The sequence below is a fragment of the Bdellovibrio sp. HCB-162 genome (assembly GCF_047344985.1).
Taxonomy (GTDB): Bacteria; Bdellovibrionota; Bdellovibrionia; order Bdellovibrionales; family Bdellovibrionaceae; genus Bdellovibrio.
The window spans coordinates 1,805,194-1,830,284 of sequence record NZ_CP178861.1; the positions used below are offsets into that span (position 1 = coordinate 1,805,194).

At 45.0% G+C, this 25,091-nt stretch carries 21 protein-coding genes; 16 read left to right on the forward strand and 5 right to left on the reverse strand.

Annotated elements, in window-relative coordinates; genetic code table 11:
- Positions 1-92 precede the first annotated feature (92 nt).
- From ACLSSO_RS08910 to ACLSSO_RS08920, 3 genes are read right to left on the reverse strand one after another with little or no spacing between them, the layout of a single operon-like run.
- Positions 93-590 (reverse strand): hypothetical protein, encoded by a 498-nt coding sequence (locus ACLSSO_RS08910; protein WP_413944715.1) that lies wholly within the window; start codon positions 588-590, stop codon positions 93-95.
- Positions 587-2,248, reverse strand: coding sequence for a protein-arginine deiminase family protein (locus ACLSSO_RS08915; RefSeq protein WP_413944716.1), 1,662 nt, complete (start codon positions 2,246-2,248; stop codon positions 587-589). Before ACLSSO_RS08915 ends, ACLSSO_RS08910 begins: the two co-directional genes overlap by 4 nt.
- Before the next feature lie 18 nt (positions 2,249-2,266).
- Positions 2,267-3,721: a hypothetical protein gene (locus ACLSSO_RS08920; protein WP_413944717.1), complete on the reverse strand. Its 1,455-nt coding sequence runs from the start codon at positions 3,719-3,721 to the stop codon at positions 2,267-2,269.
- A 213-nt stretch (positions 3,722-3,934) separates the two neighbouring features.
- Here ACLSSO_RS08920 and ACLSSO_RS08925 point away from each other — a divergent pair, with 213 nt between their 5' ends.
- The 7 genes from ACLSSO_RS08925 to ACLSSO_RS08955 are packed head-to-tail and all read left to right on the forward strand — an operon-like array spanning position 3,935 to position 11,812.
- Positions 3,935-5,128, forward strand: coding sequence for a cysteine desulfurase family protein (locus tag ACLSSO_RS08925; protein WP_413944718.1), 1,194 nt, complete (start codon positions 3,935-3,937; stop codon positions 5,126-5,128).
- A complete protein-coding gene (mnmA, locus tag ACLSSO_RS08930) occupies positions 5,121-6,203 on the forward strand; it encodes a tRNA 2-thiouridine(34) synthase MnmA (protein WP_413944719.1) in 1,083 nt (360 codons plus the stop codon). Before ACLSSO_RS08925 ends, mnmA begins: the two co-directional genes overlap by 8 nt.
- On the forward strand, positions 6,188-7,531 hold the full coding sequence (gene mtaB, locus ACLSSO_RS08935; RefSeq protein WP_413944720.1) for a tRNA (N(6)-L-threonylcarbamoyladenosine(37)-C(2))-methylthiotransferase MtaB: 1,344 nt from the start codon (positions 6,188-6,190) through the stop codon (positions 7,529-7,531). The genes mnmA and mtaB overlap by 16 nt, the downstream gene beginning before the upstream one ends.
- Positions 7,528-8,217 carry a ribonuclease III gene (gene rnc / locus ACLSSO_RS08940; protein WP_295903662.1) on the forward strand — a complete coding sequence of 230 codons (690 nt, stop codon included), beginning with the start codon at positions 7,528-7,530 and terminating at the stop codon, positions 8,215-8,217. The genes mtaB and rnc overlap by 4 nt, the downstream gene beginning before the upstream one ends.
- Positions 8,217-9,128, forward strand: coding sequence for a GTPase Era (gene era / locus ACLSSO_RS08945; protein WP_295903665.1), 912 nt, complete (start codon positions 8,217-8,219; stop codon positions 9,126-9,128). The genes rnc and era overlap by 1 nt, the downstream gene beginning before the upstream one ends.
- On the forward strand, positions 9,106-10,455 hold the full coding sequence (gene der, locus ACLSSO_RS08950) for a ribosome biogenesis GTPase Der (protein WP_295903670.1): 1,350 nt from the start codon (positions 9,106-9,108) through the stop codon (positions 10,453-10,455). The genes era and der overlap by 23 nt, the downstream gene beginning before the upstream one ends.
- Entirely contained in the window at positions 10,448-11,812 is a 1,365-nt protein-coding gene (locus ACLSSO_RS08955) for a sodium-dependent transporter (protein ID WP_295903672.1), read from the forward strand. The genes der and ACLSSO_RS08955 overlap by 8 nt, the downstream gene beginning before the upstream one ends.
- A gap of 72 nt (positions 11,813-11,884) precedes the next feature.
- Here ACLSSO_RS08955 and ACLSSO_RS08960 read toward each other — a convergent pair whose 3' ends face one another.
- On the reverse strand, positions 11,885-12,655 hold the full coding sequence (locus tag ACLSSO_RS08960; protein WP_295903674.1) for an outer membrane beta-barrel protein: 771 nt from the start codon (positions 12,653-12,655) through the stop codon (positions 11,885-11,887).
- 123 nt (positions 12,656-12,778) lie between these two features.
- Positions 12,779-13,336: a glutathione peroxidase gene (locus ACLSSO_RS08965; protein WP_295903677.1), complete on the reverse strand. Its 558-nt coding sequence runs from the start codon at positions 13,334-13,336 to the stop codon at positions 12,779-12,781.
- 164 nt (positions 13,337-13,500) lie between these two features.
- Here ACLSSO_RS08965 and ACLSSO_RS08970 point away from each other — a divergent pair, with 164 nt between their 5' ends.
- From ACLSSO_RS08970 to ACLSSO_RS09010, 9 genes are all read left to right on the forward strand, one after another.
- Positions 13,501-14,802: a hypothetical protein gene (locus tag ACLSSO_RS08970; protein WP_413944721.1), complete on the forward strand. Its 1,302-nt coding sequence runs from the start codon at positions 13,501-13,503 to the stop codon at positions 14,800-14,802.
- Positions 14,799-16,082 carry an adenylosuccinate lyase gene (gene purB, locus ACLSSO_RS08975; protein ID WP_413944817.1) on the forward strand — a complete coding sequence of 428 codons (1,284 nt, stop codon included), beginning with the start codon at positions 14,799-14,801 and terminating at the stop codon, positions 16,080-16,082. The genes ACLSSO_RS08970 and purB overlap by 4 nt, the downstream gene beginning before the upstream one ends.
- Before the next feature lie 2 nt (positions 16,083-16,084).
- Positions 16,085-17,017, forward strand: a complete 933-nt coding sequence (locus ACLSSO_RS08980; protein WP_413944722.1) for a S66 peptidase family protein — start codon at positions 16,085-16,087, stop codon at positions 17,015-17,017.
- Positions 17,014-18,075, forward strand: coding sequence for a serine hydrolase domain-containing protein (locus tag ACLSSO_RS08985; RefSeq protein WP_295903688.1), 1,062 nt, complete (start codon positions 17,014-17,016; stop codon positions 18,073-18,075). The genes ACLSSO_RS08980 and ACLSSO_RS08985 overlap by 4 nt, the downstream gene beginning before the upstream one ends.
- 60 nt (positions 18,076-18,135) lie before the next feature.
- Positions 18,136-19,545 carry a UDP-N-acetylmuramate:L-alanyl-gamma-D-glutamyl-meso-diaminopimelate ligase gene (gene mpl, locus ACLSSO_RS08990; protein ID WP_413944723.1) on the forward strand — a complete coding sequence of 470 codons (1,410 nt, stop codon included), beginning with the start codon at positions 18,136-18,138 and terminating at the stop codon, positions 19,543-19,545.
- Positions 19,546-19,814: 269 nt separating this feature from the next.
- On the forward strand, positions 19,815-21,671 hold the full coding sequence (locus tag ACLSSO_RS08995) for a hypothetical protein (protein WP_413944724.1): 1,857 nt from the start codon (positions 19,815-19,817) through the stop codon (positions 21,669-21,671).
- A gap of 3 nt (positions 21,672-21,674) precedes the next feature.
- Positions 21,675-22,352 (forward strand): hypothetical protein, encoded by a 678-nt coding sequence (locus tag ACLSSO_RS09000; protein WP_413944725.1) that lies wholly within the window; start codon positions 21,675-21,677, stop codon positions 22,350-22,352.
- A gap of 26 nt (positions 22,353-22,378) precedes the next feature.
- Complete coding sequence (locus ACLSSO_RS09005; protein ID WP_413944726.1) at positions 22,379-23,794, forward strand: hypothetical protein; 1,416 nt, start codon at positions 22,379-22,381, stop codon at positions 23,792-23,794.
- A gap of 12 nt (positions 23,795-23,806) precedes the next feature.
- Positions 23,807-25,087, forward strand: coding sequence for a hypothetical protein (locus tag ACLSSO_RS09010; RefSeq protein ID WP_295904024.1), 1,281 nt, complete (start codon positions 23,807-23,809; stop codon positions 25,085-25,087).
- Positions 25,088-25,091: the final 4 nt, after the last annotated feature.

The window sequence follows — 25,091 nt, forward strand, 5'->3', positions numbered from 1 at the left end:
TCTTAATTCGAGTAATCCGGAAACGCAAGAAGCCTCTAAATCGAGGCTTCTAAGTCAGTAGGAAATACTAAAGTGTCTAAAAAACCGACGCTTTATTTGCTGCCTTTGCTTTTCTTGTTCAGAGGATTCTCCTGTGACTGCGGAAAGCGAGTGCCAATTCCGTGATCTTTTAGATTATTGGTAACCTCTTCGCAGTCGGAATAACCGGTGCGGTTTCGCCAAGCAATCTGTGCAGAGGGAGGAACTCCAGGTTGAGTGGAAACATTTAAAGTGATGCGTTTACGTAGATGACGATTGAACGATTTTTCAAAGGGACTGCAAGCTTCCGGAATCGTTTTAAAAACGACTTCGGAAATTTTACCCGAAGAACTGTCCTGCACACTTTCAACCGCCATAGGGCAGGTGACAGTGTCTGACGACGAAGTGATTTTAATTTCAGCATGATCCAAATCACTGACATTCACAAAACCAGAAAGATTTTGTTTTTCCAGCCATGCATCATTGAGTTTGCAAGAGTAAAGAGGCTCAGCGGCAGAGGCGGTATTAAGAATCCCCAAAAAAAGAAATGTACTGAGAGCGGTTTTTATCATTTCTTACCTCCTTGAGGACGGCAGTAGCGAATGGCATGACTCGAACAATGCAAGTTGCCTTGTTGGACGTGAGCAAAATGGGTGTCGATGTAATCTGTTTTTAATCCGAGGCCTTTTATCTGCTTGTCGATGTCAGCTTTAAAAGCGGGATTCACAGGATCCGGCATGATGTAGGTATTTCCGACAATCTCACCATTTGTGGGATTCGGAAATAAGGAAAGTCCTGTGCCCATCGCATACGATGCGGGCTGTTTATCGTAGTCCATCATACCCTGATAGATGTCGGGAATATCGAGAGTCTTTGGAGAACATTGAGGGTATTTCTGTTTCAGTTTAGCTAAAAGATCTTTTTTGAATTGTTGAATGGCTTTTTCAACGGATTCATTGAAGTCTTTAAATTCTTTATCTGACTCAATGATTTTCGCCAAATCCTTGTTCGTCATTTGAAGGCATTCTTTGGCTTCTTCCATTTTTGCGTTTGATTTCAAATAACCGGCTTTTTTCATTTGACGTTTTATTTTATTGAGGATTTCACTTTTGCGAGTGACCAGGCGCTGTCTTTCTTCCGCCGATTTAGGTTCCATATCATCAAGGGCCTGAAGTTCCTTGTAGAGACTTTCAACTCTTGGGTCCGTGAGCGAAAGAACGCCGGCAAAAGATTTGGTGATCGACAGTTCCCAAAGCAATTGAGAAACGCCTTTTCCTGAGCGAGTTTTTCCTGGAGACGGCGGTAAATTTTGTGATCTTTTGCTGGCCGTGTAAGCCGCACAAATTTCACGATACCCTGATTGTCTCACACGAGTGAGAAGTTCTTCGCCTGAGACTCCGGGAAAATCGAAAACTTTTCCGTCGGGATTTCCTTTTAAAACTTCAAGACCTTTTTTAGGACTCGCAAACGCCAAGGCAAAATCGCAAGGCGGTTTTTGCGAAGGGTCTTTGAGAGTTTTAAACATCTCATCTGTATGACCCACCTTAAGAAAATCAGAAGGCGTTTTCACTGCGGCTTCCATATTTGTGCAAGTGGATTTAGCGTAAGAGTCCCACTCATTGTTGGTAAAATGATCAGCTCCTAAAAGACAAAGTCCGTTGACGGCTTCAATGTTTCCACCGCTGTGACCGGATTTGTATTGAGTATTTTCTAATAATACACCCGCATGAATATTACATTCTTTAGCGGTGGAATTGATCATAGAAGTGTAGGAATCTCCATGGCGCCCGTAACCCTGAACTTCACGAAGAACCGGTTGACCGGTTTTAGGATTATAAAAGTTGTCAAAATAATCCTGCTGCCAGTTCCAGCGATTGTTTCCTTCAACACGGGTTAAACCTTTGATCCACTGATCGGCAACTTGCGGAGATGGAGCCTGTTTGCGAAGTTCGGCAACAACGGACTCATAAGTTTCTGATGTCACGTGAAGAAAAAACTGCGGAGGTTTTTGCGGTTGTGCCTTCATGACTTTCGTTACATAAGACTTCACCCACTCAGGACCGCCTTCGTAGTCAGAAACTGTGGCCGCCATGATCGGATAATTTTCGGAAAGAAGAGTGCTGCCTGTCGTGGGACATGCGGGCACATCGGGACTCATCGGATTGTGTTGTGAGCAGGCGTTTTGACCTTGAGCGAAGACTAAATTAATGAGGAGGAGAAAAAACGTCACCGAAACTCCTGTTTATTTTTAAGCTGCTTGCAGTCCTTTAACAAAATCGGTCGATAGTTTTTCAGCCAGATTTAAAGAGATTTTGTTGTAAGCGGATTTTTCCGCAAAACCCATGAGCATTCCCACCAGTTTTTCATTCACAACAATAGGGGAAATCGTCACATGATCTGGGATGCGGCCTTGGTTCCAACCTTCAAAGAATTTTTCGTTGATCTCGTTTAAAGAGATATATCCATGGAAGGATTTTTGTGTAGAAGCCACGATATTAAAAATACTTGGCGTTTTCAAAGGAACACGCATCGATGTGTCTTTCATGCCCTGGAAGTTTTCGTCCCAAGCAAAAGCTGTCAATTGCGTTTCTTGATCGTCCAAAGTCAAAATCATGGATTTTTCAAAATGCACTTTCATTTCACTCAAGGCTTGTTTCACCTTTTCGTTCATCAAAGCCGCATTTTTCTTTTTCATTTTTTCTAACGAGAAATTTCCACTCGCCACAGGATTGATTGTTGGTTTTGCGACGCCTGCAGGACGGGGAACGATAGGAATTGGTTTGTTCCCGAAACTGTCTTCAAAAGGCGGAGGCATCTCCGACTTTGGAGGAGGTGGCGGAACTTTTTTCGGAGCCGAAGACTCTGCGATCGCTGAGGCTGGTGTCGCCGCAACCGGTGTGACGGATGTCTTTGCCGCCTCTACAGGAATCGGCGTCTTCTCTTCATTTAAAATCAATTCATCGACTTGTGTTTTTGGCTCTAACTCTGCAGAGAATTCCTGCAAAGCAGAATCTGAAGTTGAAGAAACAACTTCAATAGAAGGATTTGAGTTCGCCGCCGGAGTTTCTTCTTTTGAAGACAAAGCCTCTAAGCGAATTACGGTCGGTCCATCAAAAAGACCATCCATGCTCTCTGATTTTTCAGCGGACTCTTCAAGAGTCTCTGAAGCTTTTTCTTCATCAACACCAAGATCATCAAACGAAAAGCTGTCGGAAGCTCCATGCTTTGTCACTGTCGCTAGGGAAAGATCAATACCTTCGGGCGCATCTTCAACAACCGGTGAAACGGGTGTTGAAGCGGCTTTTTCAGGATGAAGCTTTCTCCAAGCCTCTTGCAAGTCTTCAAAACTCGCTAAGACAATAACGCTTGAAGGTGTAGAAGGGAAATCCTGTGGCGGTTGAAGACAAGCCACGATGAGTGAACCGTCCCACTCCGCCACAGGCAGACACTCCGCAGACCACGGGTAATGGGTCGCCCACTTTGCGAACATTTCCTGGGATAGAGGAGTCTCTGTAAAAAATCGTGACTGAAGTTTCGGTAGTTTGTAGTGAGTCATCGCCCACGGTAAATAATCATCCGAGCGGAGGCGTTGTTCCTTCAAGGCGTAACCCAAAAGACTCAAAGGCGAACCACTTTGTTCAAATGATTCTGTAAGTCCTTGAAGTTGCTCTTTAAAATGTTCAAACCATACGTGATGACTCATCTCTTTGTTTATCGGTAGATTGGGGTAAAACATAAGGAAATCCGAGGTCTAGTCCAGCTTCTGCCCTCCGGGCGGTAGCCTCCTGCGCCAGGCGTGCGTGAATAATTTCCAGCGTAGGCTGATAGATAGACAGCCTAAGTGCTTAAATATTCTTAGAAGTTTTCAATACTTAAGAAGTGTGCTACCTTCCTGCGACCTATGATCCAGTCAAAAGTGTTTCACTATTTCGACCATAATGCCACGACCCCTGTGTGCAAAGAAGTCCTCGAGGCTTTGCCAGAATTGGCGAAGGCGTGGGGCAATCCCAGTTCCATTCACTGGGGTGGTCGACAGCCGAAGAACATTCTTCGTGATGCTAGAAAAGCCGTGGCCGAGGCGGTGGGTGCGGGCAGTCCGCTTGAAATCGTTTTTACTTCCGGTGGAAGTGAAGCGAACAACACCGTGATCAAAGGTCTTTTTGATTATTACCAAACAGCTCAGTTTCTCACGCCTGAACAACGTCTGCGCACGCACTACATGTGTTCAGCCGTTGAACATCCGGCGGTGATCAAAGCCATGGAACACATTCAAGCTCTCGGCGCACGAGTGGATTTTATCCCCGTGAATCGCCGCGGAGAAATTGATTTGGATTTTTACCAAGCGCACCTTAGCGAAGAAACCGCTTTGGTGTCTGTGATGTTTGCCAATAATGAAACAGGCACGTTGTTTCCCATTAAACAAATGGCCGAGATGGCTCACAAAAAAGGGGCTTTGTTTCATACGGACGCCGTTCAAGGTTTCGGAAAAGTGCCTGTGAACTTGCAAGACCTTGGAGTCGATTTTGCGTCGTTTTCGGGTCACAAATTTTATTCGATCAAGGGATCAGGATTTCTGTATTCAAGAAAAGGATCTAATTTTAGTTCGTTGATCAATGGCGGCGGTCAAGAGCGTCACCGTCGTGGTGGAACCGAAAATACACTGGGTATAGGTTGTCTGGGAGTGGTTGCAAAGCGCGTTGGTCTTATTGCAGAAAAAGCGGAGGCTTTAGCAAAACTTCGCGATCACATGGAAGCACGCATTCTCTCTGAAATTCCAGACGTCACAGTGACGGCAGGTGAGACACCTCGTCTTCCAAATACAAGCTCGTTGGTTGTGAAGGGGGCTGATGGAGAAACAATGCTGATGTCTTTGGACATCAAAGGCTACGCAGTTTCTACAGGAGCCGCTTGTTCGAGCGGAAATCCAGAGCCAAGTCCCGTGTTGTTGGCGATGGGGCTTAGTCGTGAAGAAGCGCAAAACAGTCTGCGCATCAGTCTTGGTTGGGAAACCACGGCTGAAGAAGTAAATGGTTTTATTGAAGCATTAAAAGTGGTGGTCGCAAGGTTGCGTTCACTGAACAACAATGAAGGAGACTCTTGTCATGTCTAAAGGGAGAGTCCTTGTTGCTATGAGCGGAGGCGTGGACAGTTCTGCCGCGGCTGCGCTCTTGGTCGAACAGGGTTATGAAGTGATCGGTGCTACGATGCAAGTGTGGGATTATTCCACATGCGATATCGAAGAAGGAAACGGCACATGCTGTTCCAGCATCGATGTGGATGATGCCCGTGCGGTCGCAGACCGTTTGGGGATTCCATTTTACGTTTTAAACTGCGAAGCAAAATTTCGCGCGGCTGTCATTGATCCATTCTTGAAAGCCTACTTGGAAGGACAAACGCCACTTCCTTGCGTGAACTGCAACACGTATTTGAAATTCGATCATCTTGTGAAAAAGATGAAAGAACTTGAGTGTGATTACTTGGCAACAGGTCACTACGCTAAAATCGTTTACGATGAAAACGGCAAAGCGGCGATCCACACGTCTACGGATGATTGGAAAGACCAAACGTACTTCCTTTTCACGATTGATCCAGAGCTTGTACCAAAACTTCTTTTCCCTGTGGGAGACATGAAAAAGCCCGAGGTGCGTGCTTACTCTGAAAGCCGTGGTCTTGTGACAGCTCGTAAAAAAGACTCTCAAGGGATCTGCTTTGTGGGCAATATGGGTTATCAGAATTTTATCAAAGGCCAAGTGGACAAAACGGTTTTGGCTTCCAAGGCTGGTAAAATCAAACGCTATCCACAAGGCGATGTGATGGCGAATCACGATGGCATTCACAATTTCACCATCGGACAAAGTAAAGGCCTGGGTATGGATCATCACGAAAAACTTTTCGTGATTAAAATTGATGCCGCTGACAACACAGTGTGGGTGGGTGATGAAAGTCATTTGTTTGCTCACGAAGTCGATGTCGTTGATCCAAAACTTTTGGGTGAAGTTCAAGACGGCGAAGTTATGAGCGTGAAAATCCGCTATCAACACAAAGGTTCTTTGGCGCAGGTCTTTAAAACAGAGACGGGCTATAAATTGAAATTCCAAGAACCTCAAAGAGCCGTGACTCCAGGTCAAGCTGCTGTGTTCTATCGCGATAAAGAACTTGTGGGAGGCGGATGGATCACTCTCTAAAATATCAAGTTCACACCTTTGGTTGTAAGGTGAATACCTACGACGCAGGTTTGATCCAGAAGAATTTGAATGCGAATGGTTTTGCTCCTGTTGTTTCAGGGCAAAAAGATGCGCGTATTCATGTTCTTAACACTTGTGCGGTGACTGCCGAAGCAACGAAAGAAGCTGTTCGCTATATTCGTCGTTTGAAAGTAAAAGATCCTTTCTGCACAGTTGTTGTCACAGGCTGTGCAGCACAAGTTGATACGGGGTCTTTTTCAAGTCTTCCAGGTGCTGATTTGGTCGTGGCAAATTCCCACAAGGGATCTTTGCCGGAGCTTCTAACAAAACATTTCAGAGGCGAACTCACTGAGAAAGTTTTTAAGTCCAATATCTTTAAAAAAGAAGATTTAGAAGCGGGCGGTGGTATTGAGAAATCCCACACGCGCACGTTTTTAAAAATTCAAGACGGCTGCAATAGCTTTTGCACTTACTGCATTATTCCTTATGCGCGTGGTAAGAGCCGCTCCATTCCAGTTGCTGATCTTATTCAGCGTATTAATGCTCTTTACGCGGAAGGATCTCGCGAAGTCGTTTTGACCGGTGTTCACATCGGGGATTATGAAGACGAAGTCGGCGGTAAAAAATATGTCATGGAAGATTTGATTGAAAATCTTCTGGCAAAAACAAAAGTACCGCGCTTCCGTTTAGCAAGTCTTGAACCCGTCGAAGTTTCAGAAAGACTTTTAGATCTTTATCAAGACAAACGCATGTGCCCGCATTTCCATATGAGTATTCAAAGTGCGAATACAGACGTACTCTTCCATATGAAACGCAAGTACACACAAGACGACGTTCGTAAATCGCTCAACGCCATTGCGGAACGCGTTCCAGGTTCCTTTGTCGGAATGGACGTCATCACAGGTTTCCCAACAGAAACTGACGAACAATTTGAAGATACTTATAAAACTTTGGCAGAACTTCCTTGGACGAAGCTTCACGTTTTCCCTTATAGCGAAAGACAGGGGACTCGTGCCGCAGCGATGGACGTTTCTGTATATCCTCACATTCGTGCAGAGCGCGCGGCTCGTTTGCGTGATTTGAGTATTGCTCGTTACGAAGAGCAGGCGAAACTTCAATTAGGAACGATTAAAAAAGTTTTGATTCTCAAAAACGCCGCTAAGGGCGGGCAGGGTTTAAGTCACGACTATTGGCCCGTCGATATTTCAGGAGCAGAAAGCTTCCTGGAGCATTGGGCGGGACAAGAGATTGATGTTAAAATCACAGGCTATGACCACTCCAATAAACAGCACATGGAAGGACACTTAGTCGGCGAGGTTCTATCATGAAGGAGTTAGAGCAGAGACTGGGATACCAGTTTAAAAATGCGGCTCTTTTAGAAAGAGCGCTCACTCATAAAAGTTTTGCCAATGAATTGAAAAGTCCGACGGAGCACAATGAAAAGTTGGAGTTCTTAGGTGATGCTGTATTGGATCTTGTTGTCGGAGAATTTCTTTTTGAAAAATTCCCGAACGACACCGAAGGTGGGTTGTCCAAAAAACGCGCGAGCATCGTGAATGAAGAAGTTCTGTCTGAACTTGCGTTGGACATGGGACTGAATAAGCTCATGCATTTGGGAAAAGGGGAGACCTTGACCGGCGGTGCGCAGAAGCCTCGTCTGACAGCCTCTTCCTTTGAAGCCATTGTCGGAGCTTTGTATTTGGACGGTGGATTTGAAGTGACGAAGAATTTTATTCGTCGCGAATTTGAAACTCTCACCGCACGCGTTTGTGGCAGTGAGGATTTTGAGAAAGATTATAAAACACGCTTGCAGGAACTGGTGCAAAAGTCTTTGAAGGAGACTCCGAAGTACGAGGTTCTGGCAGAAGAAGGACCTCCTCACGATCGTGAGTTCTTAGTGTGTGTGAAAGTGAAAGAAGAAGTGTGGGCCCAGGGGCGCGGGCGCAGTAAAAAAAATGCGGAACAATCAGCAGCGAAAAACGCCCTGGAAGTTAAATGTAAGGAGACTCATTAATGGGATATAAAGCGGGATTTTTAGGACTCATCGGGCAGCCGAATGCTGGCAAAAGCACCTTGATGAATTACCTTGTGGATGAAAAAGTCTCTATCGTTTCGGCAAAACCTCAAACGACTCGTCGTCGCATTTTGGGTATTTGGAGTACGGATCAAGGACAAATCGTTTTTGTTGATGCTCCGGGAATTATTAAAGCAGATAAAGGTTTGAATGGTTTCTTGGCAAAAGAAGCTGAAGACGTGATTTCTGAATCCGACGCGCTTTTAGCGGTGATCAGTATTGATGAACAAAAACCGGAAGACGCCGAAAAAGTGATCGAACTGGTTTCAAAAAGTGGCAAGCCTTGGATGGGCGTGATCACAAAGGCGGATATTGAAGAAAAAGCTCACCGTGTTTTGATTCTTAAAAAGATGATCGAGGAAAAGGGCGGTAAAGCCATGTCCGTATCTGTAAAAGATTCGGAAGGTGACAATGAAGAGCGTGAAGCTATGCTTATTGAGTTCCTTGAGCTTCTTCCTGAATCTCCAGCACCTCTTTACGATACAGAGCTTTACACAAATGAAAACGTGCGTGAAATGGCCAGCGAAGTGATTCGTGAAAAGTGTTTTGAGATTCTTCATCAAGAGATTCCTTACTCACTGGCTGTGCGTATCATAAAATTTGATGAAAACGCAGCGCCGGTTCCAAAGATCCATGCAGAGATCATCGTCGTAAAGGACAATCACAAAGCCATCGTGATTGGCAAAGAAGCGAAAGTGATCAAACAAATCGGGATGGAAGCGCGCAAAGAAATTGAAAAACTGATGGGGGAAAAGATTTTCTTAGACCTCCAAGTAATTAGTAAACCAGACTGGTTTGAGAATAAGAGAATGATGAAGGAGTTGGGCTATGGAACAAAATCAGAGGGCTGAATTTTCGCCGAAGGTGGCGATTATCGGTCGTCCCAACGTAGGTAAGTCGACGTTATTTAATATCATTACTGACAGCCGTAAAGCCGTGGTGAAAAACCAAGCCGGAGTGACTCGTGATATTATCATCGAGCCTGTGGATATCTGGGGAAAACAATTCGATTTAATCGATACGGGCGGTATCACGGAAGCCGGAGATATTTTCTCTAAACTCATTCGTGAACAAGTCACAGAATTTTTGCATTCTGTAGATTTGATTGTCGCGGTGATGGATGGTCGCGTGGGTCTTGTGCCTGAAGATCGCGACATTATTCGTGTTGCGAAACAAACAGGAAAACCGTTTTTGCTCGTGATCAACAAGGTCGACAAAGTGATTGATGAAGAGATGTTTAAAGCGGACTTCTATGAGTTCGGTGTCGACATCATCGCGGCTTCCTTTGAGCAACGTCGTGGCGTGGGTGAGATCCTTGAGTGGATCGTAAAACAAGTTCCAGAAAATCCAGGGACAGTGAAAGAGGGAATGAACATAGCTATCGTCGGTAAGCCGAACGTGGGTAAGAGTTCTATCTGTAACTGCATTCTTGGTTCCAACCGCATGATCGTATCTGATGTTGCGGGAACGACGATTGACTCCGTGGATTCTCCATTTATCTATAATGGAGCAAAGTACACGTTGGTTGATACAGCAGGTCTTCGTAAATCAGCTCGTCGTGAAGAAGATTTAGAAATCATCTCGGCGTTTAAGTCTCAAGAGGCTATTCGTCGCGCTGACATCGTTCTTTTAATGGTCGATGGAACTTTGGGCCCGACGGATCAAGATGCGCGCATCATGCAAGCTATCTTGGAAGATCACAAAGGCGTGATCTTGGTTGCAAATAAATCCGACCTTGGCGGTAAAGAAGTTCCGGAATATCGTAAGACTTTCCGTGAGCAGGTTGAGCGCGTATTCCACTTCTTTAAAGACGTCCATATCGTCTTTACGAGTGCGAAAACAGGTCAAGGGATCGACGATCTTTTTGAAATGATCGCGAAAGTATCTGGTCAGATGAACTTCCGGGTTCCAACATCAGAGTTGAACGATTTCTTCTTTGAGACGATTCGTAAAGCTCCAGCTCCGGTCTGGGGAACAACGAACGTGAAGTTCTATTATCTCACTCAGACTTATCAAAGACCTCCTGCATTCATCGCGTTTGCGAATCATCCTGATGGCGTGACAAATTCGTACCGTCGTTTCTTGATTAAGAATATCAAGGAGCGTTGGGATCTTCACGGTCTGCCAATTCGTATTTTCTGTATGAAGTCTCGTCGTGGTGGTGGAGATAATGAATAAACGCGGCTCGTGGAGAACACGCTTTGGATTTTACCTTTTGGCCATCGGCTCTGCCTGTGGTCTGGGAAATCTATGGCGTTTTCCCTATGTGGTCGGTGAAAACGGAGGCGGGGCGTTTATCCTGATTTACGTTTTCATGGCTCTGGCGATTGGCGCGCCGATGTTGATTGCGGAATTGATGGTCGGGAAAAACAGCCGTCGTTCGGTGATCGTAGCAACTCAACAGTTGGGTCAGAAAGCCGGTCGTGGTTTCCGCTGGGCCGGTCGTTTTGCCGTGATCTTAAGCATCGTTGTGCTTTCGTATTATGCTGTGATCAGCGGTTGGGTTTTGCATTTCATGACGCAATTCCTGATTTCATTTTTCAGTCCGCCTGAAATGGTTACGGCAAAAACAAATTTAGCGGCATTGATGTCCAATGGTTGGTTGCAGTTGATGCTTGCCAGTGCGCATTTGTTGATCACGGTTGTCGTTGTTGTGAAAGGTGTGCAAGAAGGTCTAGAAAAATGGATCGGCTACACGATGCCACTTTTCGCGGTGCTCGTGGGAATTTTAGTCGTAAAATCTTTTTCGATGCCTTCGACGCCCGAAGTTTTACGTTTTCTTTTTTATCCTGATTTTTCAAAACTCACTTGGTCTTCTTTGAATCATGCTTTGGGACACGTGTTTTTCACATTGTCCGTTGGATTTGGAACCATGGTGACGTTTGGCTCGTACATGCGTGAGTCTGATCATGCACCCACGGCGGGTTTCCGTGTGACGTTGGTGGATACAGCGATTTCCTTGATCGCGGTTGTGATGATTTTCCCTGTCGCGTTCCAAGCTTCGAATGTGCCTTTAACAGATCCTGCTTTGATGTTTGAAGTTTTGCCGAAGTATCTTTTGGGTATTCGCGGTGGAACATTATTTGGTTTGGCTTTTTTTGCGTGTCTTTATATGGCGGCACTGAACGCCAGCATTGGTTTGTTAGAGGTTGTTGTTTCAAACTGGGTGGATGCGCAAAAGAAAATGGATCGCGGCAGAGCGACTTGGTACTCAGGTGTTTTTGCCCTGGTGCTGACAATTCTTCCGGCGCTTTCAAGCTCGGTATTTAAAGACATTCGGGTATTAGGAAGATCGTTGATTGAGTCTTTGGACTCGTTGTTGATCAACTGGTTCTTGCCGATGGTCGCCTTGGGAATCCTTGTTGCCTACAATCGTGGGACCACGGAAAAAGAAAAAGAACTGAGTTTTGTCGATAAGGATAAATTCGTCAGCTACACCATGTATCCGCACTGGAGTTTTACTTTGAAGTGGGCGGCGCCAGCCGTGATTGTGTTGGGGCTTGTGTTGCAGATTATCGGTGTTTTCTTTAAATAGAATTTTTTAGAAGTATTAAAATAAAAATGGCCTCACTCGGAGGCCTTTTTTATTTTAAGTGATAAAATGTTTTTAGAAGTTCATTCCGAGAATCACGAGGAAGTTATAAAAATCCCCTGTGAGGTTTTTATCTAGCTTTTCAGAGCCGTCAACATACGATTTGTTTTCGTCGCTGAAGTTCACATAGTGATAAGTTCCCTGAATTCCCAGATAAGCTTTTTTACGCATTAAAGGAATCTCTAGGCCGGCACCCAAATCAAAACCCATCGTGGAGTCGCGGCTGAATCCGTCAAGGCCAGCGATGGTGTAGGTGCGGTAGAATTGCCCAAGACCGCCGAGGATATAAGGATTAAGATCGGCTAGACCGCGTGTGACGTTCTGTGTGTTTAAGTAATACTTTAAATCGACATTTACCGATGTAATAGACACATTCCCTGTGTAAGATTTCGATTCGTTATTCACGGTGAATTTTACGGCGTGGTCGCCAGTTTGGAAACCCAGACTCATAGCCACGCGAAGATCAAAGAAGTAGCTTAAGAAAATACCGAAAGTCGGCGCACTTTCATAGGCATCGGCAAAGTTTCCGGTAAAGCCGCGATAGCCACCCGCAAGTCCCACCGTAAAGAAACGGCCGTTACGGAAAAAGTTGATGTCTGCTTCTTCGTCAGACTCTTCATCGAATTCACTGTAGTCGGTGAAAGGGTCATAAGCCTCATCGGGATCGACTTGTGAGACAAGGTAAGATTTGTGGTCTGATTGAGCATGAGCTTGCGTAGGCAAAAAGCTAATTCCCAGCAGGAAAGCTAGAAGAATAAACTGAAATAGTGGTGCTGCGGTTTTCACAAGTTCCCCCTCTGAATATTATCGAATAAAAGAGGGCAAAACTTCAAAAAAAAGTATCAAAACGAAGTCCAGACTTCACGCTTTGTCTCAAGCTGAAACACTTCCCTCTGGTTAAGGTCGTGCTTAGAGGGGTTCAGCTAAAGCTTTTTCAATTTCTCTAACAATCGAATCGGAAGACGGTTTTGTGATGGAGCTCCATCTTTCGATAACGTCGCCTTTGCGATTCACCAGAAACTTTTCAAAATTCCAACTGACATCGGCGAAAAGAAGGCCTGGTTTTTTACGAGTCAAAAATTCGTAAACCGGTTGCTTGTCAGGACCTTTCACAGGAGCTTTTTCAAAAAAAGGAAAGGTGATGCCGTATTCTTTTTCAGCGAATTTCTGAATGGCCGCACCGTCTGCTTTTTCCTGTTTGAAATCATTGGAAGGAAAAGCAAGAACGACGAAGCCGCGGTCTGCGTATTTTTTGTACAATTCTTCAAGTTCTTTCAGCTGCGGAGTGAAGCCGCATTGGGAGGCCGTGTTAACAACAAGGACGACTTTGCCCCTGTAAGTGGAAAAATTAATCTTTTTTCCCGTCAAAGTTGTCGCGGAAAGATCAAAGAAGTTCTCTGTCGCGTCTTTAGCGTAGCCTGCTGTGTGTAAGCCAAAAATCAGGGCAAAAATGAAGAGAAAACGCATACTCACCTCGTCCTCGGGAGAGTCTAAGAGGGACTTCGAAAAATCACAAGAAAAAGCCCCGGGGGAGTGTTTGGATGCAGTGCGCGGCTTTGACTTTGCGAGGGCCTGATTTTCTAATTATTACTTCAAGTTAGGTCGTTCTTTGTCTGAGGAGTAAAATAGCGATGGAGTTGGGAAATCCGGTCATCTTGATTTCTGCTTTTGGGCGCGGTCACTGGTTGGCGGCGGCCTTGGCGCAAGAAGGTATCAAGACAACTCTCGTGGACGTGTCTTCGAAGTTGGGTGTGTGGCCGTCCGAAGACGTAGAAGGCCCTTTTGGTTTTTTTCGTAACGAGAAAATTTCTGAATCGCAAATGGAGCGTTTGTACGCCGACGATCCTTACGATGAAGTTCCCAACGGATTTACTCTGTGGCAGAAGCAAGGTCCGTTTGAGTTTAAAGGTCCGACGACAAAATTTAAAATCGAAAAAACATCTCTTTCCTCGCACATCAAAGATTTTCTTTTAAGCGGCACCGGCAATAAAAATACAAAAGCTTTATATAAAAATCTGGATGCTTTTAATTTTGAACAAAGCTGGCTTTTGCATCTCGCTCATCAGTGGGCGGGAACGACTTATAAACCCAATGCCCAAGGTGCAAGGGCGGGGGAAGCGGTTCCGCTTTTTTCTTCTTTCTTGGTTCGTCAGGCTACACGCAACGGCCTTGAGCAATCTTTGGAGTGGCTGGCGACAAAAGGTGTTGAAGTCATCCGACCTCAGCAGATCGTTGATGCCTCTTTTGGCGGAGGAAAATCCATCACAGGTCTTGAACTCTCTGGAGAGAAGCAAGGTCTTTTCCGTCTCGAGCAAATCGTATGGATGCTCACAAGTGAGGAAAGTTATTTTTTAAATGAACGTCTAGGAAAATACTTTTTCCCAGAAGGACCTCTAGAGCCCGAGTGGTGCTGGGTTCGCTACCGCGTGAGTCTTCAGCAGTGCTTTGAGCGTGATCATCTTCCGGCGCACACGCTGGTGATGGATGATCTTTATTCTCCGTGGACTCATGAAAATATGATGGTCCTGCAGAGAACGACGTTGCCGGACCAGTTTGATGTGTGGATGAGAATCCCGACGGTGCAACGCTTTAATAAAGAATACCTCACAGTTCGCAGTCTGCGCATGAAAGCAAATCTGGTCGAACGTATGTCATTGTCTGACCCTCAGGTTTTAAGTTTTCCGCAAGAGTATTATTATACTTATGCACAACTTGGAGCTGCGCGCTTCCCGGTTTTCGGAGAAAAGCAAAGCTCCCGTCGCGGAAAAGTTCTTTACAGCAATTTACAACTCGATGGGCCGGAAGAGTGGCCTCATTATGCGTGGGGTTCTTACTTTGAACGTCATGAAATGATTTTGAGTCAGCTTGTAAACTGGTGGAAAGAAAAATTGTTGAAAGAGCAAAAAGAAAAGAGAAAGGAACAAGTTCCGTGATCGAAAGATACACCCGACCTGAAATGGGCCTTTTGTGGCACGCAGATCATAGATTCGGAAAAATGATGGAAGTCGAAATCGCCGTGGCTCAAGTGCAAGCGCAAATGGGCATCATCCCTAAGAACGCAGCCAAGGTGATTGCGCAAAAAGCTCGCTTCAACGTCAAACGTATTTCGGAAATTGAGAAAGAAACGAAGCACGATGTGATCGCCTTTGTTTCGAACATGGCTGAAAACGTTGGTCCTCAAGGAAAATTCATTCACTACGGTCTGACATCGTCAGATGTTTTAGATACAGCCTTTAGTTTGCAAGTGCGCGAAGCGGGCGCTGTGTTGATGAAATCTATCGAAGGTCTTGAGAAATCTTTAAAGTCTTTAGTGAATAAACATGCGGATACTTTGTGCGCGGGTCGCACACACGGGATGTTTGCAGAGCCGACAACATTTGGTTTTAAAATGGCGGGTTTCCTGGCGGAAACGGAACGCAATAAAAAACGCGTGAAGGCCGCTCTTGATAACATGATGATTTGTAAGCTCAGCGGAGCGGTGGGAACTTACTCCAGCCAATCTCCAAAAGTGGAAGCGGCTGTTGCAAAGAAGCTTAAATTGAAAGCGGAAACAATCGCGACACAAGTGATTCCGCGCGATCGCCATGCCGAGATGTTAAATGCCTTAGCGATTTTAGGAACGGGACTAGAGCGTTTGGCGATCGAACTTCGCCACTTGCAAAGAAGTGATGTGGCGGAAGTGACGGAAGGATTTACGAAGGGCCAAAAGGGTTCTTCAGCAATGCCTCATAAGAAAAATCCGATCAGTGCTGAAAACATCACGGGACTTTCCCGCTTGCTTCGCGGTTACGCGATTGCGGGACTTGAAAACGTGGCTTTGTGGCATGAGCGTGACATCAGTCATTCTTCCGTAGAGCGCGTGGTGTTTCCGGATGCGTTTATCGTGGCGGATTATGCGCTAAACCGCATGAGCATTTTGTTAGATGGTCTGGATGTGAATAAAAAACGCATGCTCGACAATATTGAAAGTTCGCAAGGACAGATTTTCAGTTCGCATGTTTTGCTGGGACTCGTACAAAAAGGCATGCGTCGTGAAGATGCTTACGTTTTGGTGCAACGCCTTTGTCACTCACTTGGTTATGGTGAGCATTTAAGAGACAAGCTCATGGTGGATGACGAAGTTCGCGGACTTTTAAAACCCAAAGAGATTGATGAGATCTTTACAGGGAAGAAACACAAGAAATCGATCAAAGAAATTATCAAAAGAGTTTAATCGTGACGAATTGGAAGTTTTTTAACGAAGGTGACATTGTTGATGTGGTAGCTCCAGGTTACCCGTCAAAGCCTCATGAGGTTGAGGGGGCTCACGATTTTCTTTTGAAATGGAAATTGCAACCGCGCATTCCTAAAGGCCTTATTAAGCCGCATTTTTTGCACGCTCACGAAGACGAAGCGCGCTTTGCTTTTTTAAAAACGGCGATTGAATCCAAAGACTCTCGCGTGATCTGGTGTTTGCGTGGTGGCTACGGGAGCAATCGTTTGATCCCGATGCTTGCCAAACTTAAAAAACCAAAAGAGCCAAAACTTCTTCTTGGCATCAGCGATATCACTTCATTGCATAGCTTTTTTATTCAGGAGTGGGGCTGGTCGACTTTGCATGCACCACTTTTAGATCGTTTGGGAAGAAACCTGGTTGCCCCAAAGTACGAAAAAGAATTGCATGATATTCTTTTTGGTCAAGAGACTGAGGTGGCGTTTAAGAATCTAAAACCGCTGAACGAGGCGGCTCGCAAAGTAAAGAGTCTCAAATCAAAAATTGTCGGCGGGAATCTCACGGTTCTTCAATCCTCTATGGGGACACCTTGGCAATTGCAGACGAAAAAATCTTTGCTCTTTGTAGAAGACATTGGTGAGCGTGGCTATCGTATTGACCGCATGTTTGAACAGTTCCGTCAGGCGGGATTGTTTAAACAATGTGACGGAATCATTCTGGGTGATTTTGTCGGCGGCGAAGAGCCCGCCACTCAAAAAAATAATTTTAAATTAGTATTTAAGCGTTGGGCCCAGGATCTTGATATTCCTTTGTTTCAGGGACTTCAAGCAGGCCACGCTGTAATTCAACGACCTGTTCCTTTTAATACTCCGTGTGTTTTGGATGTAGACAAAGGAAAGGGCCATTTGGTGATTCAAACCGGAGGGCGTAAATGAAATTTTCAGTCTTAGAAAAAAACCTTATTAAACAGCTTGAAGAGCGTATTCGCGACACCACTCCGGGCGTGATGGTGCGTGCCTATCAAGGCGGTCGTATTATCTGTGACGTTGCTGTGGGAAATACGTATGCGTATTATGATCTTGCGAGCCTCACGAAAGTTATTTTTACGACTCAGGCGATGATGTATGCCTACGAACAGGGGAAGTGGAATTTTGAAACAAAGGTTTCGGATTTTCTTTCTTGGTTTCCGCACAAGGAAACAAAAATAACGGAACTTCTTACGCACAGCTCAGGTCTTGCATGGTGGCTTCCTTTGTATCAGGAAATCAATACGCAGCTTCCGACGGAAAAGCGTCGTGAGCAGCTTAAAGATATTCTCAAAGGCCTTAAAATTGAAAAACAAGAAACGGCTGTATATTCCGACGTTGGCTTTTTGGTTCTTGGATTTATTTTAGAAAAATTCTTCGACAAGCCTCTTTTGGATGTTTGGGAAGAAGTGAAAAATAAATTCTATCTGGGAACGACATTAGAGTTCCACCCGGAAAATCAGTTCACAACCAGAGCGGCTTTGTTTGCGCCCACCGAAGAGTGTCCTGTGCGTAAAAAACTCATCCAGGGCGAAGTTCATGATCTGAACTGCTGGTCTTTAGGTGGGGTTTCGACTCACGCAGGTCTTTTCGGAAGTATTGATGATACCGGCTGGTTCTCATTGCATCTGCGTTCGCAGCTCATGGGAATTGCCCGTTATTCTATTCGCCAAAAGACCGCGCAACTTTTTGCCAAGCGCGCTCTTCCGGAAGGAAAAGGCGACTGGGCGATGGGATATATGATGCCGACACCGGGATCCGCAAGCTGCGGGACTTATTTCTCATTGGATTCTATTGGGCACACGGGCTTTACAGGAACGTCCATTTGGTATGATCCAAAGATGGATATGAGTGTGATCATTCTTTCCAATCGAGTTCTTTACGGAGCCGATAATAAAGCCTTTGGAAAATTGCGTCCCGAGATACATAATTGGATTGTCGAAAATTACAGACGTAGCGGAGTGTAGGGCGGCAGCCCACAGAGTGGAGTGAGCTCGGCTCGCGGAACTGAAGTAGCAGGAGAATTTATGAATTTAAAACCAGGCAGTCATATTCATTTGATGGGTATTTGTGGCACAGCCATGGCTTCTTTGGCCGGTCTTCTTAAAGATCGTGGCTTTAAAATTACGGGCAGTGACTTAAATCCTTATCCTCCGATGTCGACTCAGCTCGAAAGTTTGGGCATCAATATCATGAAAGGTTATAAGGCTGAAAATCTTCATCCAAAACCAGACTTCGTGATTGTTGGAAACGTGATTTCTGCAAACAATGAAGAGGCCCAGGAGCTTAAGAAACTTGAAATTCCATACACATCACTTCCTAAGGCAATGGGTGAATTTATCATTGCAGACCGCGAAAGCGTTGTGATCTCTGGAACTCACGGAAAAACGACGACAACATCCATGATGTCGTGGGTTGCTGAAAATGCGGGTGTGAAGCCGGGCTTTTTGATTGGTGGAATTCCAAAGAACTTCTCTCAGTCTTTTAAAAATCCTGAAGGCAATTACTTTATTATTGAAGGGGACGAGTACGACACGGCTTTCTTTGATAAAGTTCCTAAATTTATTCACTACAAACCAAAACACGTGATTTTGACTTCTGTGGAGTTTGATCACGCCGATATTTACAAAGACTTACAAGCGGTGAAAGACGCTTTTGCGCGTTTGATGATTCTGATTCCAGAAAATGGAACATTGCTGGCGTGTGCAGAAGACGCCAACGTCATGGAGCTTCGTAAGCTTGCTAAGTGCAAAAACTCTTTCACTTATGGATTCAACAGTAACGCGGACTTCCGCGCTAAAGTGCTTTTCCAGAATGAAAAAGGTTTGGGATTTGAAGTTCATCACAAAGGTGAAATTCTAGGTCCTTATGCTATGCAAATCACCGGCGATTACAATGTTCTGAATGCCACGGCGGTGGTTGCAATGTCGAAGATCTTGGGATTCTCTGAAAATAGAATTCAAATCGCGCTGGAGTCTTTTGAGGGTGTTAAGCGCCGTCAGGAGATCTTGGGGGAACCGAACGGTGTTCTTGTGATTGAAGACTTTGCCCATCATCCAACAGCGGTGCGTGAAACGGTGAAGGGGATTCAGAAAAAATATCCAAACCGCAAGGTGTTCTCGGTGTTTGAACCTCGAAGTGCGACGTCTCGTCGTAAAGTTTTCCAACAAGACTACGTGGACGCCTTTAAAGGATCGCATGAAGTTCTTTTGGCGAAGGCTTTTGATCAATCCAAGATTGATGAAGAAAATCGTTTTTCTTCCCATGAGCTTGTTGAGGATCTAAAAAAGTCCGGCGTCACGGCGGCGGATTTCGATACGGCTGATGATATCGTGGCGGCTTTGAAATCGCGCGCAAAAACCGGTGATGTGATTCTGATCATGAGTAATGGTGGCTTTGACGGCATCTATGGAAAATTGCTAAAGGCCCTCGCATAGAGGGTTCCTAGTCTCAAAGTGGTTCACTTTTGGTGTTCCTCCGAGTGTTTTCCTAGAGTGAGGAAACAGTTTGTTATGAAGTGTTCCATCTTGTTCTGAAGCACTTCATGACCTCTTATCAAATACTTAACACTGTTGCTTGATAAAAATCGTTTCATTCTGTGATGTTTATGAACCGAGTGTACCCAAACGCGCTTCTAAAAGCTCCTTTCGCGAGTCACCTTTTTTTGAAATTTAGACGATAATGTATTCACTCGGGGGAGTGAAATATGAGGGGCTACAAGTTGCTAGTTGTGGCTTCATTGGTATTTTCGTCTGTTAATGCCAGTGCAGCAGCTTCAGAAGCGGATATGCGCAGTGCAAAGCGACTTTATGAACGCATGACAGGGGTGAAGGTTTCTTCAAAGAAGCCGGAGCTTAAAACTGTCGCGGATCTATTGGCGCTGGGTAAGAATGCGGAAGCCGCGAAATATATTACGACCACGTCCGACTTTTTAAATGTGCAGATCAAGAATTTTTCACTTCGTCTTTCCAATAAAGATGAATCCGTGAAAGTACCGTTCAACGATTTTTCAGCGTTGATCGTCGGTGTTGTTCGCGACAACAGAGACTTCCGTGAGATTTTAACGTCAGATTATTATTACGACATCACGGGCGTTGCGAATGATGATGACTTAAGAACAAGATATTTTAATCAGAACAATTTTGCGGCCGTTGAAACAAGCTACGTTGATTTAACGAAGGCTTTGACTTTTAGAGGTCAGCAGCAAATGGTGACGGTCGCTTACGACACACCTTACATGCAAAACCAAAAATCATATCCACTGATGACGACAAAACCCAATAAAGAGGCGGCGGGCGTTTTAACAACAAGAACATTTGCTGAAAGAAACTTGGGTGGCGGTTCGAACCGTCGTGCTGTGGAATTTTCATTGAAACAGTTTCTTTGTGTTTCTATGGCGGAAGCCGCAGATTCCAGCGCTTCAGATCAATATGTCGGTCGTGATGTAGAGCGCTTTCCTGCTGGCGACTATAATAAATATCTTACAAGCTGTAAAAGCTGCCACTCAGTGATGGATGGTATGCGCGGCGCTTTTGCGAAATTGGATTACGGCAACTTTACGAACTCTGCAGCCACAGGCGTTTATTCGCAAATGCATGGTGACTTCTTCAGAGATGAAGGTATTACTGCCGCTTATAATAAATATGTAACGGATGTGGTAACCCCAACAATAAATACAATTATTCCTGATCTTGAAGTGAATCAGGCTAATTCAATGTATTATAAAACTCGTTACGATTTCTTGGTGGCGCGTGGATCAACAGCGGCACAAGCGAAATCGTCTTTGGACGGCGTTTTAAATACAGTTCGTGATCCCAAGATTGCAACGGACTTGATTGCTGATTTCCGCGCGAAAAATACAACGCTTTTGGCGGATCTTAAAACAAATAGAAACAATGCGACTTATAGAACTACTTACGTGAAAGCTTGCTTGGATCATTTCAGCAACACAGCTCTGACTCAGCAACAACAAGAAGAAAAGTTTTTGCTTTGCAATCTCGACAATAAAAAAGACATGTCGTTGATCTATGCGCATTATTCCGACGCTTTGACTGCTGGCAAGACGTCTGATGCTGAGAAGGATCGTCTTTTGGGTAAGCTGATTAACAGGGGGCGCGCAACAAACGGCAATATGATCATTGCGTACCTTCAAGCTAAAGACATGTCTAAACTTTACGCACGTAATGCTTTTGATACTGAAACGGGTGTCGCAACGAAAATGAATAAGGGAAGTTATCCATATGGTTTCGTTGTGAAAAGCGACTCGTTTGTGAATAACGCGGTATTGGGAAGTAAATCCACTTTCTTTGGTTGGAGGGGGACGAACAAATCGGGCGGTAACGGTCCAAAGGATTTTGGTCGTATGCTGGGTGATTCGCGTAGATTCAGTCAGTGTATGGCTAAACGTGTTTACGAAAGTGTTTGTCTTAAAAAATTGGAATCAACTCAATACACGACATTGGTTCGTTTAGGCGACCGCTTTGAAGCATTAAACTACAACCTTAAAAATCTCTATCAGGAAATCGCTCTAGACCCAGTCTGCGGCGTAATGAAGGGGGAGTAAACCATGAAGACAAAAAATAAAATTGGTGCATTCATTGGTCTTACGTTTTCTTTCCTGATTGTCGGTCTGGGGTTTCAAAACTGTGCGCAACAAGTCGATATGGCAAGCCTTGAGGCCAACGACAGCGTGAATGGCAGTTCAACGGGTGGCACGGACACTCCAGTTACCAAAGTGGAAAGTGATCTGGGTGTCTCTCCGACAGATGCAAAACAATCACTTGAATCAATGATGTCTTTATTGGGTTTAACTCCAAAGGATATCAATATGAATGAAGTGAATAGCGAGATCAACTATCGGCGTAATTTGCTTGTTCCTCAGAACGATATCACACTTTTAAATTCGCCTTCAATCATTGCCATGACCTCTTTGGCTGGCGTGGTTTGTAAGCAGGCGGTGAATAAAGAGAAAAAGGGAACTCGCGATATTTTTAAGTTCATCGATTTTGCTCAAGGTCCTAAGGCTTACGGAAAAATGGGTGCCATAAACACTTATATTTCGTTGGTGGACCGTCTGTGGATGCGCAAGCCTTCAAAAGATGAATTGCAGGCGATCACAGAAGCGGTGGACGAGTATTTCAGTACATTGGATTCGACAGCGATGGGGAAAGCTGCTGAGTCTGATAAGCTTGCGATTTTTATTTGCACGGGCATGTTAGCTGTTCCTGAATCTTATCTTCTTTGATTAGCACGAGGGGAATTGGGGGAATCATGAAAAACGACAAACTAAAAAAAGTCTTGGAGGCTAAGACGGATTTGCCGGGTCTTCGCCTATCTCGTCGTGAACTTCTTGAAGCGGGTGTGATTTCATTCGCGGCTCGCATTGCGGTTCCAGGGGCGGTTACTTCTATTTTAACAATGACTCAAAAAGCCGAAGCGCAAGCCGCCGCGGGCTCAATGATGCCATTTGTGACTTTAAGTCTCAGTGGTGGTGCCGCTCTTCACGGTAATTTCGTTGTGAAAAATGCCGGTGGAGATTTGCTCAGTGCTTATACAAAACTAGGTCTAGGTAATGCTGGATTTTCAACAGAGAAATTACTAGGGGCTGACTTCGCGGCAACCGCGCAGCTTCACAAAGGAATTAAGTCTGTTGTTTCTAATGAAGCTCTTTCTAAATCGCGCCTTGTGGCGCTTTGTACGAATACAGCCAATGATACGAATGCCTTGGTGGCTCAACGTCCTTTCTATGATCTCTCTGGTCCCCTTGAAAAAGCGGGTCTTATCGGGAAAGTTCTTCCGACGGTGCATTTAGGAAGTTCTGCAGAAAACTTAAAACCTGTATTTGGTGCGCCTAACTCAACATTGGAAATGGCGAGCCTTGATTCAATGTTCGGTGCCTTGAATTATTCAAGTGTTCTTGCGGATAATGGTCTTTTAAATAAAAAACAAAAAGAAGCTTTGAGCTCTTTTGTCTCGAAGATGACTCGTTCACAAATTGCCAAGCTCAATTCCAAAGACGACGGTTTAAAAACTGTTCTGCAAGAAGCAGGTATTAAATCCGGTGAAATCATCAAGGCCGGTGGTGCTTCTGGCGTGGATCCGCGTAAAGACGCCATGGCCCAAGCCGTTTATAAAATTACGGCAACGACGGCGGCAAATGATGCCACGGCGATGGCTGCGGGTGTTGTATATAATGCTTTGAACGGAAATATTTCTCATGGTCGCATCACAATGGGTGGTTATGACTATCACGCTCCCGGTTTAAGAACTCAAGCGGATGCAAAAGACTTCACTGCGGGCGTGCAGATCGGTCGTATGCTGGAGCTTGCCTTGAAAATGAAAAAACCGCTGTTCATTCTTGTGACGACAGATGGCGCCTGCGTTTCAGAAACTTCTGAGTCAGCAACGAGCATCTGGTCCAGTGACTATTCATCTTCATTGCAGTTTATTATTGCTTTTGATCCGAATGGCAAAGTCGCTTCAAGTGGAACGCAAATCGGTCATTACTTGGATGATCAAAGTGTGGATACAACCACATTGGTTGGGTCTCGTCCGGATTATGTTGCGGCAGCGGTTCTTGCGAACTATCTTAATTTAAATAAAAAATTAGGAATGTTTAAACAGCTTGCTCCTGCGACATTGCAAGCGGACGACGTTGAAAAAGTAGTTAAATTGCACGTTGCTTAAGAGGGGATGACGATGAGAATGAGTAAACCTCAGGCTCTTAAAATTTTAGGCACAGTTTCAGGAACGGTTTTGCTTCTGTTGGCGTTTCAAAACTGCGGGCAACAATTAGGGGAAGGTTTCCAAATCGACACCAAGTCTGTTCAGTTGAATAGCCAAGGAAATTCTTTAGGGAATGTCGATACAGGAACAAAGACTCCTACTGGTGACGGCGATGAAGATTTAGGTGAGGCAAGCACCGGTGATCTTTGTGAAGATCAGCTGCTGGCGAAATTTGGATCCGGCTATCACGTCTTCTTGAAGCAGAACTGTGCAGGTTGCCATGATGGAAATCATGAGGCACCAGCATTTGCTTCTAAAAACGTTCTCGCTTCTTATCAAGTTTTTAAAGACAAAGGTTATTTGGCGATTTCAAACAATGCTGTGAGCGAGAAACACAATCCTCCAGCGACAGGTGCGCATAATAACGGTGCCATCAGCAGTTTGAAACAAGAATGGGAATCGGCGCAAGCGGCGTGGTTGCAGTGTAAGGGATCTGATGCGCAAGATAAGTCGATCGTGACGATAAATAAAACGGATGCAAATATCATTGCTTCAAAAGCCAACTCGGCGACTTGGACGACTTTGACTTGGAATTTGAATACGGAAGTTGCGGCGAATATGCCGAAATTTCCTCTGCAAATGACAGTGGAAGCGCAAGTGGCTAAAGTGAGTGGCAATGAAGTCGGGTATGCGGTTCGCAATCCAACAATGTCCATAACTTCGGGTACGGCAAAGTATCGCGTGAAGGCGTTGTTCTTTTATGTGAATAGCAAGCTTTTAGATTCCGCAACGGTCTATCGTAATATCAATGCTGTTGTGTGCCCTGGTACTCCGTTGAATTTGGCGCCAGTCGGAAATGCACAGCTTCTTGTGATGTCGCCAATCAAAAATACAGACAAGTTTGCGCTGCAGTTCACTTCGATTGAAAAAGCGGAATCTACAGCGAAGTGCGGTACAGGTTCTACAGACACGGCTCCAATCGATAATACACCTGCCACAGTGAGCTTCGCGCAGTTAACCGCAACCACAGGAACGCTGAATGTGTTTAGAACTCAGTGCTTCAGTTGTCACACAGGTGCGGGAGCTAATGGTGGTCTTGATCTTAGCAACTACACAGCTTCAAAAAATGCAGCAAGTAAGATCCTCACTCGTATCAACGATGCCGGAAGTCCGATGCCTCGTTCAGGTTTGATGTCCTCCCAAATGAGAGCGATCGTAGAAAAATGGGTGACGACGGGCACTCCGCAAAACTAAAAAA